Origin of the sequence: Piscicoccus intestinalis NBRC 104926, assembly GCF_001515525.1 — a bacterium.
GTDB classification, from domain to species: Bacteria; Actinomycetota; Actinomycetes; order Actinomycetales; family Dermatophilaceae; genus Kineosphaera; species Kineosphaera intestinalis.
The window spans coordinates 1-1,690 of record NZ_BCNQ01000283.1 but is presented as its reverse complement, the minus strand read 5'-3'; the positions used below and the strand labels follow the sequence as shown (position 1 = coordinate 1,690).

3 protein-coding genes are annotated in these 1,690 nt (G+C 76.0%); all 3 read left to right on the top strand.

Going from position 1 to position 1,690, the window contains the following annotated elements:
• On the top strand, nt 1–305 hold a 305-nt coding region (locus PINTE_RS23555), incomplete at its 5' end, for a hypothetical protein (RefSeq protein WP_217996683.1).
• A gap of 154 nt (nt 306–459) precedes the next feature.
• Nucleotides 460–1,005, top strand: coding sequence for a peptide deformylase (gene def / locus PINTE_RS21225; protein ID WP_068434580.1), 546 nt, complete (start codon nt 460–462; stop codon nt 1,003–1,005).
• Nucleotides 1,005–1,690 (top strand): methionyl-tRNA formyltransferase (locus tag PINTE_RS21220; RefSeq protein ID WP_068434577.1); only part of this gene is annotated, 686 nt, incomplete at its 3' end. The genes def and PINTE_RS21220, both read left to right, overlap by 1 nt.

The following is a 1,690-nucleotide window of genomic DNA, read 5'->3' as shown; positions in this document are numbered from 1 at the left end:
GTACCCAGGGCGCCCTGCGCGACGCGCTGGCCGCGCTACCCGCCGAGGGCCTGCCCGAGGCGGTGGAACGAATCGGTCCGGTGCCGGCCGAGATCCACGCGCCGGACGCGGGGTCGAGCCCGCGGGCGGGTGGCGCCGCGCCGATTCCGGAGGCCGACCGCCCCGCGCACGTGCTGCTGCGCGCCGACCCGGCCGACGCCCCCGCGGCGACCGCGGCGCTGGGTCGGCTGCGCCGCGTCCGCAGCGTCCGCAAGGACGCGACCGCGATCGGCGTGCGCGTCGGCGCCCACGAGCTAGGAGGATGAGCCGCTGGCCGCGCTGACCGCGCTGACCCGTGCCGACCGTCTGCCGAGCACTTGCCGACCGTCTGCCGAGCACTCGCCGACGTGCGGTGCATGACGGCGAGGGCGCGACGATCTCCTAGACTCGCAGCGACCCGACACCGACGAGAGATCACACGTGGCTATCCAGGACATCCGGCTGTTCGGCGACCCGGTGCTGCGCACCCCCGCCGCACCCGTCGTCGACTTCGACAAGGAGCTGCGCACGCTGGTGCGCGACCTGTTCGACACGATGCGCGACGCTCCCGGCGCGGGGCTCGCCGCGCCGCAGATCGGCGTCGGGCTACGGGTGTTCACGTGGTGGGTCGACGGCGAGCTGGGTCACCTCGTCAACCCGCAGCTGCGGCTGTCGGCCGAGCAGCAGGAGGGCGACGAGGGCTGCCTGTCGATCCCCGGCGTCGTCGCCGACACCCCCCGCGCCCTGCGCGTCGTCGCCCGCGGGTTCGACGAGCACGGGGAGCCGGTGACCATCGAGGGCAGCGAGTTGCTCGCCCGCTGTATCCAGCACGAGACCGACCACCTCGACGGCATCCTGTTCATCGACCGGCTCGACAAGGAGGCCCGCCGCGAGGCGCTCAAGGCGATCCGGTCGGCCGAGTGGGCCGGGCTGCCGGGCCCGATCGTGCAGGTCAGCCCGCACGCCACCCACGGCAAGGGGCTGTGATGCGACTGCTGTTCGCCGGCACCCCGGCTCCCGCGTTGACGGCGTTGCGGGCACTGCTCGACTCGCGCCACGAGGTGGTCGCGGTGCTCACCCGCCCCGACGCGCGCACCGGCCGGGGCCGCACGCTGCATCCGAGCCCGGTCAAGCAGGCCGCCCTGGAGGCGGGCCTGGAGGTGCTCACCCCCGCCCGCCCGCGCGACCCCGAGTTCGCGGACCGGCTGCGCGAGCTCGCGCCCGACGCTGCCCCGATCGTCGCGTACGGCGGGCTCATCCCGCGCGCGCTGCTCGACGTGCCCGCGCACGGCTGGATCAACCTGCACTTCTCGCTGCTGCCCGCCTGGCGCGGCGCCGCCCCCGTGCAGCACGCCCTCATCGCCGGCGACGACGTCACCGGCGCCAGCACGTTCCGCCTCGAAGGGGGCCTCGACACCGGTCCGGTGCTCGGCACGTACACCGAGGCGATCGGCCCCACCGACACCGCCGGCGACCTGCTCGACCGCCTCGCCGAGGGCGGCGCCCGGCTGCTCGTGGCGACCCTCGACGCCCTGGAGGCGGGCCGCCTGGAGGCCGTGCCGCAGCCCGCCGACGGCGTGAGCCTGGCGCCCAAGCTCACCGTCGACGACGCCCGGGTTCGCTGGGGCGACCCGGCCGCGGCTGTCGACCGGCGCGTCCGCGGCTGCACCCC